This window comes from Acrocarpospora phusangensis, from assembly GCF_016862995.1.
GTDB lineage: Bacteria > Actinomycetota > Actinomycetes > Streptosporangiales > Streptosporangiaceae > Acrocarpospora > Acrocarpospora phusangensis.
In genome coordinates, this window is the sequence record NZ_BOOA01000046.1 from 1 (window position 1) to 15,304 (window position 15,304).

The following is a 15,304-nucleotide window of genomic DNA, read 5'->3' on the forward strand; positions in this document are numbered from 1 at the left end:
TCCCAATCTCAGCCAACCAGCAGAGGAATCACGACCTCATCCACCCACAGCCCTCGCGGCAGCAACCCCGGTTTCAGCTGGCCGGGAGAGGGATGACGACCTCGTCCTCCAGGGGCGGGTTGAGCTCCTGGGGCAGGCAGCCGGTGGCGGCGAAGCAGCGGATGCGGAGCTCGTCCCCGACCACGGACACGTGGAGGAAGCTCTTGAAGAACGGTGGTGTGTCCCAGTCGGACAGCTCGGAGATCCAGCGGTGGAAGAATCGGCCGACCGGGAGGCGGAACGGGAACGGCCAGCCGCCCAGGAGGCGGGCGGCCCACTTCATCCGGGCGGTGATCCGGACGGGTTCGGCCATGTCCCTCGGCGGGGTGTTGCCGACTCGCTCGGACATCAGGGCGAGCCCCTGGTCCGGGGTGAGGTAGAGCCACTTCATCCGGAACCTGCGGCTGTAGAGCAGGCTGTAGAAGGACAGCGAGTCGCCGCGCAGCGGGTAGCACTTGAAGCTGTCCTCGGGGACCCGGGTGACCCGCGGGATCGTGTGCGTCGCGTGCATGAAGGCACCGCCGCCCCCGGCCACCAGGTACTGGATGACCCGGTCGCCGGCCTTGACCGGGAAACGCTGGTAGTTGTGCACGTCCCCGCCGATGGCGGCCAGGTAGTTGTGCTTCGGGTCGGTGACGATCTCGTCCACCGTGCTGCCGCCCTCGATCGGGCAGGGCTTGTAGTCGTCCCGTACGTAGATGGGCTTGCCGGTGATGAGCACCTTGGGCCGGGGATCGGCGGAGATGTGGCGGAGCCACTCGCCCTGCTCGCGGTCGAGGGTGCCGCGGATGCCGGTGTCGATGCCGACGACCAGGAGGCGGCCGAGGTCCAGCACCCAGTACGAGGACGGCTGGACCGCCTGCTGGGACGGCCGCCCGCGCATCTTCCAGGCCTCGGCCAGGGCGGGCTCGTCGATCGCCTCGGGCTTCTTCCAGAGCAGGCCGCGCAGCCCGGACGGGGACAGCCGGAAGCCCTCCCGCTGCACCGCCAGCGGCTTGGACCCGCAGAACACCCGCATGAAGCCGCCGAGCCCGTCGTACCAGTCGTGGTTGCCGGGGATGGCGTAGATGGGGGCGTCGTAGTCCTTGAACGGGCGGAAGAACTTGTCGCAGTAGTCGCCGGCCGCGCCGGTCGGGTAGATGACGTCGCTGGCGATGATCGCGAAGGAGGTGTCCGCGCCGAGCTTGAGCAGGCCGGGCACGACCGCGTACTGCGAGGCGTCGCCCTCGCCGGTGTCGCCCACGACCAGGAAGGAGAAGTCCCTGCCGACCTCCTTGACGATGCGGAAGTCGGGGTCGGCGCCGTTCTCCCGCTGGGAGGCCACCCAGCGGCGCCGTACCTCGGCGGAGGGGTCGCCGAACAGCCCCGCCAGGATCTCGTTCCTGGAACGCCAGAGGGTCTTGGGGTTGAGCCAGGTGAAGGTGTCCTTGCTCGGGCGCAGCGCCTCGAACGCGCCGACCTGCGCGCAGGCCCACCCGGCGCCCTCCTCGGACACCCGGGACGAACCCTGCTTTCCCCGTGCCGCCGCGACGTCGACCGTGACCATGAGGCAATCTTGGCGCTTTCTAGGGGATCAGGACACCCGGGTTGAGAATCCCGTACGGGTCGAGCCGTCCCTTGATCGCCCGCATGATCTGCACGCCCAGCTCACCGATCTCGTTCGCGTACGCGTCCCGGTGGTCGCGCCCCACGCCGTGGTGGTGCGAGATGGTGCCCCCCGTGAGGACGATCGCCTTGTTGACGGCTGCTTTGGCGCGTTCCCACTGGGCGAGAGGATCTTCGTCCTGGGCCGCGACCACGGTGAAGTACAGCGACGCGCCGGTGGCGTATACGTGGGAGACGTGGCACATCACCAAGGGATCGTCCAGGGTCGCCCGCAGCGCGAGCCGTACGGCGTCGTAGAGGCGCGGGAGGTCGGCCCAGAACCCGGCGGTCTCCAAGGTCTCCACGGTGGCCCCAGCGGCCAGCAGGGAGTCGCGCAGGTATGGCGCGGAGTAACGGCCCTCGTCCCAGCGCTCGCCCGGCTCGGTGCCCCGGTAGACGCCGCCCAGCTCCGACAGGAGCGCGGCCACGGCCTCCCGCCGGTGCGCCACGTCGTCCTCCGACCCCTCGAACCCGGTGATCATCGAGCATCCGGCGTCGGCCAGCGTGCCCAGCTCGGCCGGGCGGGACAGCCCGATCATGCTCTCGGTCTCGTCCGAGAGCCGCAGCACCGTCGGCAGTGGCCCTTCCTGGGCGATCCGCCGCATCGCGGTCTGCCCGGCCGTGAACGAGTCGAACCGCCAGCCTTCGTACACCTTCGCCCGGGGCGCGGTCCTGACCCGCAGCTGGAGCGCGGTGATCACGCCGAACGCGCCCTCCGAGCCCAGGATGATCTGGCGCAGGTCGGGTCCGGCCGCCGACTTGGGGGCGCGGCCGAGTTCGAGGGTGCCGCGCGGGGTGGCCACGGTCATGCCGACGACCATGTCGTCGAAGCGGCCGTACCCGGCGGAGGCCTGGCCGGAGGAGCGGGCGGCGGCGAAGCCGCCGAGGGTGGCGTACTCGAAGGACTGCGGGAAGTGGCCGAGGGTGAGGTCGTGCCTGGCCAGAATCTGTTCGGCCTGGGGGGCGCGCAGGCCAGGCTCGAACTCGGCGATCATGGACACCTTGTCGACCGAGAGCACCCGGTTGAGCCGGGCCAGGTCGAGCGCGATCACGCCGCTGTAGTTGGTCCTGGAGGCGACCAGGCCGCCCACCACGGAGGTGCCGCCGCCGAACGGGACCACCGCCACCCGGTGCTCGGCGCACAGCTTGAGCAGGTCCAGGATCTCGCTGTGCGAGCCGGGCAGCACGACGGCGTCGGGCGCGTCCGCGCCGTCGCCCGCGCGCATCCGGAGCAGGTCGGGGGTGGACTTGCCGCGGGTGTGCCGGATCCTGGCGTCCTCGTCGCAGCGCACGTGCTCGTCGCCGACCAGGGTGCTGAGCCGGGTCATCACCGGCGCGGGCAGCGCCGAGATGGGCAGCTGGACCTCGCCGAAGCTGGCGGGCGGGTTCTCGGGGTCGCTCACCCCGAGCAGGTCGCCGAGGAGCTTGCGCACCTTGGGCGGCAGCTCCCTGGCTTTCGCCGGATCGCCCCATCCGGACCAGAGCATGGGTTCGGCGGCGCTGCTGGGAGTTTCCACGGAGACCGGCCTTTCGGTTAGGTTACCAAAGAGTAATACGCGGGATTGAGGGATGACCATGGACTCCTCACTCAACGCCGCCCGCCGCGCCAGGGAACTCGGGGAGGTGCGGGAGCGGGTGGTGGACGTGCTCGTGGTGGGGCTGGGCGCCACAGGGGCCGGCGCCGCGCTCGACGCGGCCTCGCGCGGCCTGTCCGTCGCCGCCATCGACGCGTACGACCTGGCCTTCGGCACCTCCCGGTGGAGCTCCAAGCTGATCCACGGCGGCCTGCGCTACCTCGCCAGGGGGCAGGTCGGCGTCGCCAAGGAGAGCGCCGTGGAGCGCGGGGTCCTGCTCCGGCACACGGCTCCGCATCTGGTGCAGGCGCATCCGTACCTGCTGGCCATGACGCCGCGGGTGTCCCGTACCCAGGCGCGGCTGGCGATGACCGGCTACCGGCTGGGCGACGCGCTGCGCACCGCCGCGGGCACGCCGCGGCGGCTGCTGCCAGGACCGTCCCGCATCCCCGCGGAACGGGCGCTCGACCTGGTGCCGTCGCTCGACCCCGAGGGCCTGCGCGGCGCGCTGCTGTCCTGGGACGGCCGGGTGGTGGACGACGCGCGCCTGGTGGTGGCGATCGCCCGCACGGCCGCCGCGCACGGCGCCCGCGTGCTCACCCGCTGCCGGGCGCTCGCCCTCACCGGCGACTCCGGGCTGGTACGCGACGAGCTCACCGGCGAGGAGTTCACCATCAGAGCCAAGGCGGTCGTCAACGCCACCGGCGTCTGGGCGGGCGGCCTGGTGCCCGAGGTGGAGCTGCGGCCCTCCCGGGGCACGCACCTGGTCCTGCGCCCCGGCACGCTGGGCCCGCTCAAGGCCGGCCTGCACGTGCCCATCCCGGACGCGGGCAACCGTTTCGCCCTGGTCCTCCCGCAGCTCGACGGCCGCGTCTACGTGGGCCTCACCGACGAACCGCTGGACGGGCCCGTGCCCGAGGTGCCCGAAGCCCCCGAGAGCGACGTGAGCTTCCTCCTGGACGTGCTGGGCTCGGTCCTGGCCACGCCCGTGCGGCGGGACCAGGTCGCGGGCGCGTACGCGGGCCTGCGCCCGCTGCTGGCGGGCGGCGGGGGCACGGCCGACCTGTCCCGGCGGCACGCCGTGCTCCGCTCCCCCGACGGCGTGGTGACCGTGGTCGGCGGCAAGCTCACCACCTACCGCAGGATGGCCGAGGACGCCATCGACGCCACCGGCCTGCCGGCGCCGCGCAGTTCCACCGCCCGCCTGCCCCTGGTGGGGGCCGCCCGCAGCGGCGACGGCCTGCCGCCAAGGCTGGTGCGGCGGTACGGGTCGGAGGCGGCCGCCGTACAGGACCTGGGGGCGCGGGAGCCGGAGCTGCGGCGCCCGGTCATCGACGGCCAGCCGACCACGCTGGCCGAGCTGGTCTGGGCGGTGCGGCACGAGGGCGCCCTCGTCCCCGACGACCTGCTGGACCGCCGTACCAGGATCGGCCTCATCCCGGAGGACCGGGCCGCCGCGCTGCCGACGGCCGAGGCGGCCTTCGGGATCAGTGAATAAAACCCGGGCCGGATTCCGGTATACGGGAGGTTTGACACCCTCCGCTAAGGTTAGGATTACCTAATTCAGCGAGGGCGTACACACGGGGGCGAAGCGGGCATGGCCAATGGGTGCGAGCATCCCGCCGGACTGCACACCGGCGCGGCGCCCGTTCTCGCGAGCGCGACGGTGGGCGCTCGGTTCTGGCTGCTCATCGAGCATTCCGGGCCCTGGGCGGCGTACCTGGACGAGTGCAAGCTGCCGGACGCGACGCGGGCGCTGATCGACCGCGCGACGGCCCTCGGCGTGCGCCCGCAGCTGATCCGCAGGACCGGCAAGCGCAACGGCTCCGGCGGCCCGCTCCACGTTTTCGTGGCCTCCTCGGCGGGCGCGGAGCCCTGGATGGCGGAGGGCCGCTTCGACAACCCGGACGATCTTGACCTGGACGCACTCGTGCACGGAGTGGTTCCAGAGTCCTGCATACTTGTCGGAGAGCCGGTATTTCTGGTCTGCACGCACGCCAAGCGCAACGCGTGCTGTGCCCGCATTGGACTGCCGCTCGCGAGATTTCTCGACGAGCAACTGCCCGGCCAGGTGTGGGAAACCACACATGTAGGCGGCGATCGATACGCCGCTAACCTCGTGTGCTTGCCACACGGGCTTTACTACGGCAGCATGTCTCAGGCTGCTGCGATCGCGGCGGCAAACGCGTACCGGCACGGCGAGGTCGTCCTCGACCGTTTCCGGGGGCGCGCGGGTATCCCTGAGCCATCGCAAGCCGCCGAGCATTTTGTCCGGTCCCACACGGGCGAGCTCTCGGTCGGCGCAGTGGCCGTGGAATCCTCCCGGTCGGATGGCGACACCACGGTGTGCATTGTTGTTCACAATGCCCCTGTTGGTTCGTCGCGGTTTCGGGTAGTGGTCGAACCTGCGGTGTTCGCGGCACCGTGCGGTCTCGCCTGCACCGAAGATGTCTCGACCTACAGGTTGGCCGAGCTGAGCCTGCTCACCCCGGCCTTGACCTGAGGCTCCGCCAGGAGCCGGGAACACCACGGGCAGTTATTGCGTTGGATGCAGGGACGCCATAAGCGTCCAATGCGGCACAAACTCTGAAATACCTCTCACCAAAGGTGGTTTCTCATGTCTCAGGTACGTCGGCAGCTCGCCCGCCCGCGCCCCAGTTGGGGTTGGCAGGATGATGCCGCGTGCCGGGGAGAGGACCTTGTGCTGTTCTTCGGCCCCGACGGCGAGCGTCAGCCGGAGCGTGACATCCGCGAGCGCAAGGCCAAGGCCATCTGCGCCCAGTGTCCGGTCCGCGCCGAGTGTCTCGACTACGCCCTGTCCAGGCCTGAGAAGTACGGCACGTGGGGCGGCCTGAACGAGGACGAGCGCGCCTCCGAGCGTCGTCGTCGCATGCGGCGCGCCGCGAGCGCCGGCATCAGCGCCGTCGCGTAACGAACCCCTGGGTCGCCAACCCTCCCCGCCACGCTTTCCGGGGCCCACCGGGTAAGCCGCTCCGCCGATCCGGCGGAGCGGACACCTGGTGGGCCCGGCTCAGCTTCACGGCCAGTCTAAGGCAGCAAACACAATGGAAATCGCCGCATACGCCCTGTCTGGGCTGGTCGCCGCCATCCACGTCTACATCCTGGTCCTGGAGATGTTCCTCTGGACCACTCCCCGGGGCCGCGCCGCGTTCGGCACCACCCCCGAGTTCGCCGCCCAGTCCCGGACCCTCGCCGGCAACCAGGGCCTCTACAACGGCTTCCTCGCCGCCGGCCTCATCTGGGGCCTGATCGGCCGCGACCCCGCCGTCCTCACCTTCTTCCTGGCCTGCGTCATCATCGCCGGCCTGTACGGCGCCGCCACCGTCAGCCGCCGCATCCTCTACGTGCAGAGCGTCCCCGCCGCGCTCGCCCTCGTCTTCGTCCTGCTCAGCCGCTAGCCCCGCGCCGCCCGGCCAGCAGCGCCAGCACGTCGGCGTCGGTGAGCTGGTCGAACGACAGGTAGTGCTGGCCGACGGCCCGGAACACGGCCGGCTGGGCCAGCACCACGAGCCCGTCGGCCTCCCCCGTCAGCGCCCGTACGGTCTGCCGCGCGGCCACCGGAACCGCCAGCGTGACCGTGCCCGGGTCCTCCCCCGGCTCCCGCTGGCCGGCCCGCATGGCGCGCACCGCGCGCAGCGCCGCCCTGGCGGTGCCGCCCGTGGCGAGGCCGTCGTCCACCACGACGACGGCGCGCCCGGCCAGGCGTGGCAGCGCCCGGCCGCCGCGGTAGACCTCGACCCGGCGGGCCAGTTCGCGGCGTTCCCGCTCGGCCACCGCCGCCAGGTCCGCCGCCTTCAGGCCGACGGCGCGCAGCATGTTCTCGTCGAACACCGGCTCGCCGCCCTCGGCGATCGCGCCGAGGCCCAGCTCCGGCTGGGCCGGATGGCCGATCTTGCGGGTGACCAGCACGTCCACGGGCGCGTCCAGGGCCGCCCCGATCGGGACGGCCACCGGCACTCCGCCGCGCGGCAGCGCCAGGACGAGCGGGCGGGGCAGCCGCAGGCCGGCCAGGACCTCGGCGAGCAGTTCGCCCGCCTCCTCCCGGTCCACGAACGGAAGCGCGATCTCCATTCGAGCCATATCCCTTGACATACCCGGCCCAATCACCCGGACACGCCTCGCGCCACCGGCCGACGGCGCACAACGCCGGAGCCCGGCCCAACCGCCCGAACACGCCCCGCGCCATCGAGCGCCTTAGCACAACGCCCGGAGCCCGGCGCAACCGCCCGACACGCCCCGCGCCATCGAACGCCCTCGCACACGCCTCGCGCCATCGAGCGCCATCGCACAACGCCCGGAGCCCGGCCCAACCGCCCGGACACGCCTCGCGCCATCGAGCGCCATCGGAACGATGCCGGGGGCGAGCCGGGCAGGTGGACCCCTCGCGCCGCCGGGCCGCGTCACGGCCGGTTGCGGCCCCGCATGGACTTGTGGATGATCTTCCACTGGCGGGTCGCCTCGGAGCGGAGCCTGGCGTCGCTGCGGCGGGCCATCCAGGCGGCCTCCCGCTGCAGCTTGAACCAGCTCTCCAGCCGCCGCTCCGGGAGCACGCCCGCGTCGACGGCCTCCACCACGGCGCAGCCGGGCTCCGAGGTGTGCGAGCAGTCGTCGAAACGGCAGGCCGCCGCCAGCTCCTCGATGTCGGAGAAGACCAGGTCGACGCCGTCGCTGATGTCGTACAGGCCGACCCGGCGGATGCCCGGGGTGTCGATGATCAGGCCGCCGCCGGGCAGCGGGATCAGCTCCCGGTGCACGGTGGTGTGCCGGCCCCGGCCGTCGCCGGCCCGGACCTGCTGCGTCTCCATCACGCCGTCGCCGGCGAGCGCGTTGACGAGCGTGGACTTGCCGGCGCCGGACGGGCCGAGCACGACGGCCGTCCTGGAGCCGTCCAGGTAGGAGCGGACCACGTCCACCCCGTCGCCGGTGAGCGAGGACACCGCGTGCACGTCCACCCCGGGCGCGACCCCGGCCACGTCGGCCAGGAGGTCGTCCAGGCCCCGGTCGAACAGGTCGGCCTTGGTGATGAGCACGACCGGTGTGCCGCCGCTCTCCCAGGCGAGCGCGACCATGCGCTCGATCCGGCCGAGGTCGGCGAAGTCGGTGGCGTGCATGGACGGCTCGGCGACGAAGACGACGTCCACGTTGGCGGCCAGCACGTGGCCCTGCCCGTCGCCGGACAGGCCGCCGCGGGAGACCCGGCCCACGCCGCCCCGGACGAAGGCGCTCGTCCGGGGCAGCACGCTGTCGAGTTCGTACCGGCCCTCCGGCAGGTACCGGAGGGCCACCCAGTCGCCCACGCAGGGCAGTTCGACCGGGTTCTCGGCGGAGGCGCGGCGGATCCTGGCGCCGTACTTGGCCTGGTGCTGGCCGTCGGCGGCGAGGACCTCGGCCACGCCGCGGTCCACGCGGGCGACCCGGGCGGGAACCATACCCTCAGGCAGGTCGGCGGTCTCCCGCCAACCGAGTTTTACAAGATCGAAAGAACCAGAGAATTCTGGCGAGAACAATGGAGGAAACCCTTCGGAAACCCGGGTCCTCGAATCAGAGGCGCACCCGGAGGCTGATGGACGGCAGGCACGACAGAACGACCCGCATAGTCCTCACCTCCCTGTCCTCCACGGCGGCCCTCCACCGGGCGGCCAACGCGGAACACCCTACAGAACCGCCCGGCCCCGCGACAAACGAATAAGGCCCGCGCCGGAGCGCGGGCCTTACGAAGCGTCTGGGCCTAGCTGAGGCCGGGGGCGGGGAAGTGCGAGACCATCTCGCGGACTTCGCCGTGCACCCGCAGGATGACGTGCTTGGCCTCGTCCTCGTCCTTGGCCAGGGCGGAGACCACCTGGTCCATCCACGCGGCGATCTGCCGCATCTCGGTCACGCCCATGCCCCGGCTGGTCACCCCGGCGGTGCCGATCCGGATGCCGGACGGATCGAACGGCTTGCGCGTGTCGAAGGGGACTGAGTTGTAGTTGGTCTCCAGGCCGGCCTTGTCCAGCGCCTGGGCGGCCGGCTTGCCGCCGACGCCCTTGGGGGTCAGGTCCATCAGGATCAGGTGGTTGTCGGTGCCGCCGGAGACCAGGTCGAAGCCGCGCGCGATCAGCTCCTCGGCCAGGGCCCGCGCGTTCAGCACGACCTGGCGGGCGTAGTCGCGGAAGTCCTCGGTGGCGGCCTCGTGCAGGGCCACCGCGATGGCGGCGGTCGTGTGGTTGTGCGGGCCACCCTGCAGGCCGGGGAAGACGGCCTTGTTGAGCGCGGTGGCGTGCTCGTCGGAGGTGGCCATGAGCATCGCGCCGCGGGGGCCGCGCAGCGTCTTGTGGGTGGTCGTGGAGATAACGTCCGCGTGCCCGACCGGCGAGGGGTGGGCGCCGCCCGCGACCAGGCCGGCGATGTGCGCGATGTCGGCGGCCAGCACCGCGCCGACCTCGCGCGCGATCTCGGCGAAGGCCGGGAAGTCGATGGTGCGCGGGATCGCCGTGCCGCCGCAGAAGATCAGCTTGGGGCGCTCCTTGAGGGCCAGGTCGCGGACCTCGTCCATGTCGACGCGGCCGGTGTCCTGGCGCACGCCGTACCGCACCGGGTTGAACCACTTGCCGGTGGCGGAGACCGACCAGCCGTGGGTGAGGTGGCCGCCGAACGGGAGGCCCATGCCCATCACGGTCTCGCCGGGCTTGAGGAAGGCCAGGTAGATGGCCAGGTTGGCGGGCGAACCCGAGTACGGCTGCACGTTGGCGTGGTTGACCCCGAACAGGGACTTGGCCCGCTCGATGGCGAGGGACTCGATCTGGTCGATGACCTGCTGGCCCTCGTAGTACCGCTTGCCCGGGTAACCCTCGGAGTACTTGTTGGTCAGCACGGTGCCGGTGGCCGCGAGGACGGCCTTGGAGACGTAGTTCTCCGAGGCGATCAGCTTGACGGTGTCGGTCTGCCGCCGCTCCTCCGCCTTGATCAGCTCGGCGATCTGCGGATCGACGACGTGCAGCGAGTTCTCAGCCATGGCGCCTTCCTTGTCCACGTTGACAGCCGCGGTGACCCAGGCGCACGGCCTCCGCAGGTTCGCTTCCCGGTGGTGCCCCACCTAGCGACGCGCCCGCAGGGCGACGTCAGCGCCAGTCGCGACCCTGCCACCCTATCGGAGCCGTCCGCACGGCCGGGACTACTCGGAGACTACTCGGAGACTACTCGGCGCTCCCCTGGCGACCGGATCCGGCCAGCGGCCAGAGCCGGTCCACCTCGGCGTTGAGGGTGGCCCCGATGAGCACGGCCAGGGCCGTGATGTACAGCCAGAGCAGCACGGCGATCGGCGCGGCCAGCGAGCCGTAGATGGAGAGCGGCTGGAACCAGGCGGCCAGCACCTCGCGCAGCACGGCGGCGCACAGGATCCAGATGACCAGCGCGAGCACCGCGCCGGGCACCTCCCGCCACCAGCGGGTCCGCATCGGCACGCTGACGTGGTAGAGCATGGTCAGCATGAGCACCGAGCCGACCACCACGACCGGCCAGTACAGGATGCCGACCAGCCCCTCGTAGCCGGGCAGCGCGTTGGCCAGCAGGGTCGGGCCGATCACCAGGATCGGCATCACCACCAGGCCGATCAGCAGGGCGGCCAGGTAGAGGCCGAACGACATCAGGCGGGTCCTGATGATGCCCCGGGTCTCCCCCAGTCCGTACGCGATGGAGATCAGGTCCACGTACACGAACAGGGCGCGGGACCCCGACCAGAGCGAGAGCAGGAAGCCGACCGATATCAGCGACACCTCGCCGCCGTCCAGCACGTCGCTGAGCAGCGGTTCGACCACGCTCTTCATCGCGTCGGGGCTGAACAGCAGGTCGGCGTTCTGGATCACCGACCGCCGGATGGCGACGATGGTCTCGTGGCCCAGCATGCCGCTGAGGTGGCCGAGCACGCCCAGCAGCCCGAGCGCGAACGGCGGCAGCGACAGCAGCGCGAAAAAGGCGGCCTCGCCCGCGAGGCCGGTGACCCGGTAGTTGACGCCCGCCAGGGTCGTGGTCTTGACCAGTGACCAGAACCCCGTGCCGGCCAGGCGCTCCATCCCGGCTCTGGCGCGCGCCATGCCGAAGCGTGACTTGTGCCCCGCCGGATGGCGGGGCCTACGCGACGGCGCGTCGGTGGACGTCATGGCACCCAACCGTGTTCGTGGGAATCCCGGGCTCGACCATGGACTACCCGCTACGTGGCCGGATAGCACGGATCATTAGCAGCCCAGAATACGGTCCCGGGACCGCTCAGGGCAGCAGCGCGCACCGAAACCGGCGGCCGGAAGCTCGGGCGGCCCTACACCACCGGGATTTCCCGAGGTCAAGTTTTAACCAACCCGGCCCTGGACCGGCGTCCCAAACTGTGGGACCGAACTTGGACATCTGTGGTACGCGAGGTATCGTTTGGGACATGCCTGCGGATCCGATGCTCGTCGTGCGACGCCACGTCGACCTTCTGCGTGTCCGCAGCGCCATCTGTTACGACGCCCGTTGACCGTCGCCCCCTTCTCTTGATCGTGGGCGCGTGAGCAGGCGTCTTTTTTGTGCCCCCGCACTCGACGGCGAGGCGGGAGGAAGCCTGCTACTGCGCCGCCCGTGCCCCAGCTCCTTCGAAAAGGACCAGCCATGAGCACCCCGGCCCGCCCAGGCAACCGGCACCACAAGCGCCCGCGTGGCGAAGGCCAGTGGGCCCTCGGCTATCGGGAACCGCTGAACAAGAACGAGGAGAACAAGAAGAACGACGACGGCCTCAACGTCCGTCAGCGGATCATCGACATCTACTCCAAGCGCGGCTTCGACTCCATCGACCCCGCCGACCTGCGCGGCCGGATGCGCTGGTACGGCCTCTACACCCAGCGCAAGCCCGGCATCGACGGCGGCAAGACGGCGATCCTGGAGCCGGAGGAGCTGGACGACCGCTACTTCATGCTCCGTATCCGGATCGACGGCGGCCAGCTGAGCCTGCGGCAGCTGCGGGTCATCGCCGACATCTCCAACGAGTTCGGCCGGGGCACCGCCGACATCACCGACCGCCAGAACGTGCAGCTGCACTGGGTGGAGGTGGAGTCGGTCCCGGAGATCTGGCGCCGGCTCGAAGAGGTCGGCCTGTCCACCACCGAGGCCTGCGGCGACACCCCGCGCGTGATCCTCGGCTGCCCGCTGGCGGGCGTGGACGTGGACGAGGTCATCGACGGCACCGAGCAGGTCGCCGAGATCTACGAGCGGTTCATCGGCGACAAGGCCTTCTCGAACCTGCCGCGCAAGTTCAAGTCCGCGGTCAGCGGGTGCCCGGCCCACTGCACCGTGCACGAGATCAACGACGTCGCCTTCGTCGGCGTGGTCAACGAGGCCGGCGAGGCCGGTTACGACGCCTGGGTGGGCGGCGGCCTGTCCACCAACCCGATGATCGGCAAGCGGCTCGGCGTCTTCGTCCGCCCCGACCAGGTGGCCGACGTGTACGGCGGCGTGGTCGGCATCTTCCGCGACTACGGCTACCGCCGCCTGCGCCACCGCGCCCGGATCAAGTTCCTGATGAACGACTGGGGCCCCGAGCGTTTCCGCGAGGTGCTCCAGAAGGAGTACCTCGGCTACGAGCTGCCCGACGGCCCCGCTCCCGCGCTGCCGCGCGGCGGCCGGCGCGACCACGTGGGCGTGCACCCGCAGCGGGACGGCAACTTCTACGTCGGCTTCGCCCCCAAGGTGGGCCGCGTGGACGGTGACACCCTGCACCGGATCGCCGACATCGCCGAGCGGCACGGCTCGGACCGGGTCCGCACCACGGTCGAGCAGAAGATGGTCATCCTGGACATCGCGCCCGGCCTGGTGGACTCGGCCGTGGCCGAGCTGGAGGCGGCCGACCTCCAGGTCAACCCGTCCACGTTCCGCCGCCAGACGATGGCCTGCACCGGCATCGAGTACTGCAAGCTCGCCATCGTCGAGACCAAGGCGACGGCGACCACGCTCATCCACGAGCTGGAGAACCGGCTCCCCGACTTCAAGGACCCGCTGACCATCAACGTCAACGGGTGCCCCAACTCCTGTGCCCGCATCCAGGTCGCCGACATCGGCCTGAAGGGCCAGCTCGTCGTGAACGACCGGGGCGAGCAGGTCGAGGGCTTCCAGATCCACCTGGGCGGCTCGCTGGGCGCCACGCCCGGTTTCGGGCGCAAGGTCCGCGGCCTGAAGGCCACCGCCGAGGAGCTGCCCGACTACGTGGAGCGCGTGGTCTCCAACTTCGGCAAACAGAAGAACGACGGCGAGACCTTCGCCGAATGGGTCCAGCGGGCCGACGAGAGCGACCTCAAGTGAGCGAGCGCGCCGTCCCGTTCTACTGCCCGTACTGCGGCGACGAGGACCTGGAGCCCTACGTCTCCGACGAGGAGCCGTACGGGTGGTACTGCCGGGCCTGCGCCCGCGCGTTCCGGGTGAAATTTCTCGGTATAGGCGTGCGTTCGTAACCCCCACGACGTGATGAGGAGTAATTGAGATGACATTGGTGGACATCGAAGTCGGCTTGGAGCGCCAGCGCGGCGTCCTCGACCTGCAGAGCATCGTCGAGTCGGCGTCCGAGTTCCTGGAGGACGCCCCCGCGCGCGAGATCATCCGCTGGGCTGCGGCCACGTTCGGCGACCGCCTCTGTCTCACCTCCTCGATGAGCGACGCCCTGCTGATCGACCTGGTCAGCCGGGTGAAGCCGGGCGTGGACGTGCTGTTCATCGACACCGGCTACCACTTCGCGGAGACGATCGGCACCCGGGACGCGGTCGAGGCCGTCTACCCGGTCAACGTGATCAACGTGACCCCGTCCCGGACGGTCGCCGAGCAGGACCGCGACCTGGGCCCCCGCCTGTACGGCCGCAACCCCGACCTGTGCTGCTTTCTCCGCAAGGTGGAGCCGCTCAACCGGGCGCTGGAGCCGTACCTGGCGTGGGTGTCGGGGATTCGGCGGGACGAGTCGCCCACCCGGGCGAACACCCGCGTGGTGGAGTGGGACGCGAAGCGGCAGATGGTCAAGGTCAACCCCATCGCCCGCTGGACCCAGGAGGACGTCGACAACTACATCGCCGACAACGGCGTCCTGATCAACCCGCTGCACTACGACAACTACCCCTCCATCGGCTGCGCGCCCTGCACCCGCCAGGTCGCGCCCGGTGAGGACCCCCGCGCCGGCCGCTGGGCCGGCCTAGGAAAGATCGAATGCGGCATTCACCTGTAATCCCGCTGGTGGCGGTGGCACACGGGTCCCGCGACCCGCGCGCCGCCGCCGTCATCGCGACCCTCCTGGACCGGGTACGGCTGACGCGTCCCGGCCTGGACGTCCGCACCGCCTACCTGGACCACGCCCCGCCCACCCTCGCCAGTGCTCTGGCCACCCTCGACACGGCCGTGGTCCTGCCGCTGCTGCTCACCGCCGCGTACCACACCCGGGTGGACATCCCGGCCGCCCTCCGGGAGGCCGCCTGCCGCCGCCCGCGCCTGTCCGTGCACGTGGGCGACGCGCTCGGCCCGGACCCGCTGCTGGTGGCCGCCCTGGAACGCCGCCTGACCGAGGCCGGCGTCCCCCTCGGCGATCCCGAGACCGCCGTCGTGCTCGTGTCGGCCGGTTCGAGCGACCCGCGCGCCAACGGCACGATCACGCGCATGGCCGCCGAGTGGTCCCGTACCCGATCCTGGTGGTCGGTGACCCCGGCCTTCGCCTCCGCGACCGCTCCCGACCCGGCCACCGAGGTCACGCGCCTGCTCCGCGCCGGCGCTCCCCGCGTGGTCGTCGCCCCCTACCTGCTGGCTCCCGGCTACTTCGCCGACAAGGTCACCCGGCAGACCACGGCCGCGGGCGCCCACACGGTGTCGGACGTCCTGGGCGCGGCCCCGGAACTCACCACGCTGATCCTCCGGCGGTACGAGGAAGCCCTTATCCGGGGAAGCCGGGCCGTTTCCGCCCGGGACGGGCTCCACGCCGTCACCGCGTGACGGCCGTTGCCTATAAGTCAGTGGCATGTTGGTAACGGTTGGTAATCACGGCTGCCCGG

General features: G+C 71.1%; 15 protein-coding genes and 1 riboswitch. Of the genes, 9 read left to right on the forward strand and 6 right to left on the reverse strand.

Annotated elements, in window-relative coordinates:
- Positions 1 to 73 precede the first annotated feature (73 nt).
- Both Aph01nite_RS25405 and Aph01nite_RS25410 read right to left on the reverse strand, forming a co-directional pair.
- Positions 74 to 1,585 (reverse strand): metallophosphoesterase family protein, encoded by a 1,512-nt coding sequence (locus Aph01nite_RS25405; RefSeq protein ID WP_204043498.1) that lies wholly within the window; start codon positions 1,583 to 1,585, stop codon positions 74 to 76.
- A gap of 19 nt (positions 1,586 to 1,604) precedes the next feature.
- Positions 1,605 to 3,170 (reverse strand): FAD-binding oxidoreductase, encoded by a 1,566-nt coding sequence (locus Aph01nite_RS25410; protein ID WP_204043561.1) that lies wholly within the window; start codon positions 3,168 to 3,170, stop codon positions 1,605 to 1,607.
- Between the two features lie 82 nt (positions 3,171 to 3,252).
- Here Aph01nite_RS25410 and Aph01nite_RS25415 point away from each other — a divergent pair, with 82 nt between their 5' ends.
- From Aph01nite_RS25415 to Aph01nite_RS25430, 4 genes are all read left to right on the forward strand, one after another.
- Positions 3,253 to 4,755, forward strand: a complete 1,503-nt coding sequence (locus tag Aph01nite_RS25415; protein ID WP_204043499.1) for a glycerol-3-phosphate dehydrogenase/oxidase — start codon at positions 3,253 to 3,255, stop codon at positions 4,753 to 4,755.
- A gap of 99 nt (positions 4,756 to 4,854) precedes the next feature.
- Positions 4,855 to 5,760: a sucrase ferredoxin gene (locus Aph01nite_RS25420; protein ID WP_204043500.1), complete on the forward strand. Its 906-nt coding sequence runs from the start codon at positions 4,855 to 4,857 to the stop codon at positions 5,758 to 5,760.
- Positions 5,761 to 5,874: 114 nt separating this feature from the next.
- Entirely contained in the window at positions 5,875 to 6,189 is a 315-nt protein-coding gene (locus tag Aph01nite_RS25425; protein WP_076434697.1) for a WhiB family transcriptional regulator, read from the forward strand.
- 133 nt (positions 6,190 to 6,322) lie between these two features.
- Positions 6,323 to 6,676 carry a DUF1304 domain-containing protein gene (locus Aph01nite_RS25430; RefSeq protein ID WP_204043501.1) on the forward strand — a complete coding sequence of 118 codons (354 nt, stop codon included), beginning with the start codon at positions 6,323 to 6,325 and terminating at the stop codon, positions 6,674 to 6,676.
- Here the strand turns inward: Aph01nite_RS25430 and Aph01nite_RS25435 are convergent.
- The 4 genes from Aph01nite_RS25435 to Aph01nite_RS25450 all read right to left on the reverse strand — a co-directional run bounded on the left by Aph01nite_RS25435 (position 6,666) and on the right by Aph01nite_RS25450 (position 11,416).
- Positions 6,666 to 7,349 carry a phosphoribosyltransferase gene (locus tag Aph01nite_RS25435; RefSeq protein WP_204043502.1) on the reverse strand — a complete coding sequence of 228 codons (684 nt, stop codon included), beginning with the start codon at positions 7,347 to 7,349 and terminating at the stop codon, positions 6,666 to 6,668. The two genes, Aph01nite_RS25430 and Aph01nite_RS25435, sit on opposite strands and share 11 nt — an antisense overlap.
- A 329-nt stretch (positions 7,350 to 7,678) precedes the next feature.
- A complete protein-coding gene (gene rsgA, locus Aph01nite_RS25440) occupies positions 7,679 to 8,707 on the reverse strand; it encodes a ribosome small subunit-dependent GTPase A (RefSeq protein ID WP_239161967.1) in 1,029 nt (342 codons plus the stop codon).
- A 299-nt stretch (positions 8,708 to 9,006) separates the two neighbouring features.
- A complete protein-coding gene (gene glyA / locus Aph01nite_RS25445; RefSeq protein ID WP_204043504.1) occupies positions 9,007 to 10,272 on the reverse strand; it encodes a serine hydroxymethyltransferase in 1,266 nt (421 codons plus the stop codon).
- Between the two features lie 27 nt (positions 10,273 to 10,299).
- Positions 10,300 to 10,402: riboswitch (ZMP/ZTP riboswitch) on the reverse strand.
- Between the two features lie 51 nt (positions 10,403 to 10,453).
- A complete protein-coding gene (locus tag Aph01nite_RS25450; protein ID WP_239161968.1) occupies positions 10,454 to 11,416 on the reverse strand; it encodes a YihY/virulence factor BrkB family protein in 963 nt (320 codons plus the stop codon).
- 269 nt (positions 11,417 to 11,685) lie between these two features.
- Here Aph01nite_RS25450 and Aph01nite_RS42705 point away from each other — a divergent pair, with 269 nt between their 5' ends.
- The 5 genes from Aph01nite_RS42705 to Aph01nite_RS25470 all read left to right on the forward strand — a co-directional run bounded on the left by Aph01nite_RS42705 (position 11,686) and on the right by Aph01nite_RS25470 (position 15,245).
- Entirely contained in the window at positions 11,686 to 11,769 is an 84-nt protein-coding gene (locus Aph01nite_RS42705) for a putative leader peptide (RefSeq protein ID WP_373872323.1), read from the forward strand.
- A 131-nt stretch (positions 11,770 to 11,900) separates the two neighbouring features.
- Complete coding sequence (locus Aph01nite_RS25455) at positions 11,901 to 13,583, forward strand: nitrite/sulfite reductase (protein WP_204043505.1); 1,683 nt, start codon at positions 11,901 to 11,903, stop codon at positions 13,581 to 13,583.
- Positions 13,580 to 13,732 carry an Insertion element protein gene (locus tag Aph01nite_RS25460; protein ID WP_155334811.1) on the forward strand — a complete coding sequence of 51 codons (153 nt, stop codon included), beginning with the start codon at positions 13,580 to 13,582 and terminating at the stop codon, positions 13,730 to 13,732. The genes Aph01nite_RS25455 and Aph01nite_RS25460 overlap by 4 nt, the downstream gene beginning before the upstream one ends.
- Positions 13,733 to 13,761: 29 nt before the next feature.
- Positions 13,762 to 14,490 carry a phosphoadenylyl-sulfate reductase gene (locus Aph01nite_RS25465; RefSeq protein WP_204043506.1) on the forward strand — a complete coding sequence of 243 codons (729 nt, stop codon included), beginning with the start codon at positions 13,762 to 13,764 and terminating at the stop codon, positions 14,488 to 14,490.
- On the forward strand, positions 14,472 to 15,245 hold the full coding sequence (locus Aph01nite_RS25470) for a sirohydrochlorin chelatase (protein ID WP_204043507.1): 774 nt from the start codon (positions 14,472 to 14,474) through the stop codon (positions 15,243 to 15,245). Before Aph01nite_RS25465 ends, Aph01nite_RS25470 begins: the two co-directional genes overlap by 19 nt.
- The last annotated feature ends 59 nt before the right edge of the window (positions 15,246 to 15,304 follow it).

Coding starts and splice junctions, on each gene's coding strand:
- Aph01nite_RS25405 (WP_204043498.1), bottom strand. CDS start 1,585: ATGGTCACGGTCGACGTCGCGGCGGCACGGGGAAAGCAGGGTTCGTCC.
- Aph01nite_RS25410 (WP_204043561.1), bottom strand. CDS start 3,170: ATGCTCTGGTCCGGATGGGGCGATCCGGCGAAAGCCAGGGAGCTGCCG.
- Aph01nite_RS25415 (WP_204043499.1), top strand. CDS start 3,253: ATGACCATGGACTCCTCACTCAACGCCGCCCGCCGCGCCAGGGAACTC.
- Aph01nite_RS25420 (WP_204043500.1), top strand. CDS start 4,855: ATGGCCAATGGGTGCGAGCATCCCGCCGGACTGCACACCGGCGCGGCG.
- Aph01nite_RS25425 (WP_076434697.1), top strand. CDS start 5,875: ATGTCTCAGGTACGTCGGCAGCTCGCCCGCCCGCGCCCCAGTTGGGGT.
- Aph01nite_RS25430 (WP_204043501.1), top strand. CDS start 6,323: ATGGAAATCGCCGCATACGCCCTGTCTGGGCTGGTCGCCGCCATCCAC.
- Aph01nite_RS25435 (WP_204043502.1), bottom strand. CDS start 7,349: ATGGAGATCGCGCTTCCGTTCGTGGACCGGGAGGAGGCGGGCGAACTG.
- rsgA (WP_239161967.1), bottom strand. CDS start 8,707: ATGGTTCCCGCCCGGGTCGCCCGCGTGGACCGCGGCGTGGCCGAGGTC.
- glyA (WP_204043504.1), bottom strand. CDS start 10,272: ATGGCTGAGAACTCGCTGCACGTCGTCGATCCGCAGATCGCCGAGCTG.
- Aph01nite_RS25450 (WP_239161968.1), bottom strand. CDS start 11,416: ATGACGTCCACCGACGCGCCGTCGCGTAGGCCCCGCCATCCGGCGGGG.
- Aph01nite_RS42705 (WP_373872323.1), top strand. CDS start 11,686: ATGCCTGCGGATCCGATGCTCGTCGTGCGACGCCACGTCGACCTTCTG.
- Aph01nite_RS25455 (WP_204043505.1), top strand. CDS start 11,901: ATGAGCACCCCGGCCCGCCCAGGCAACCGGCACCACAAGCGCCCGCGT.
- Aph01nite_RS25465 (WP_204043506.1), top strand. CDS start 13,762: ATGACATTGGTGGACATCGAAGTCGGCTTGGAGCGCCAGCGCGGCGTC.
- Aph01nite_RS25470 (WP_204043507.1), top strand. CDS start 14,472: ATGCGGCATTCACCTGTAATCCCGCTGGTGGCGGTGGCACACGGGTCC.